General features: G+C 75.0%; 1 pseudogene. It reads right to left on the minus strand.

Annotated elements, in window-relative coordinates:
- A pseudogene (locus F6S12_RS33145) lies at nucleotides 1-372 on the minus strand (type II secretion system protein GspL); the annotation flags it as partial.

Below are 372 nucleotides of genomic sequence, written 5' to 3' on the forward strand. Positions count from 1 at the left end.
CTGCCCCTGCTCTGCCTCGCGGGCGGCGTACAGGTTCAGGCCCAGCACCCAGACCGCCACCGCCAGGGCGCAGCAGCCCAGGGCCCGGCCCCAGCCCTGGGGGGCGCGGGTGCCGGCCAGCGCGCCGCTGTGCAGGCCCCAGGAAGGCGGCGTGCCGCTCCAGCGCAATTGCGCCGGCAGGGGTTGTGGCGCTGGCAATGGTTGCCCCGGCAGCGCTGGCACTTCGCCGATCCAGCACAGCTCGCTGGCGCTGGCGCGCAACTGCTCCAGGGTCTCGGCCACCAGGGGCTGCACGCTGCCCTGGGTGGCGCTCTGGCGCACCAGCAACTGCTCGTCCAGCAGGCACAGGTTGACCTGCCCAGGGGGGGGCAC

It is taken from the genome of Pseudomonas sp. JV245A (assembly GCF_032424515.1).
Taxonomy (GTDB): Bacteria; Pseudomonadota; Gammaproteobacteria; order Pseudomonadales; family Pseudomonadaceae; genus Aquipseudomonas; species Aquipseudomonas protegens.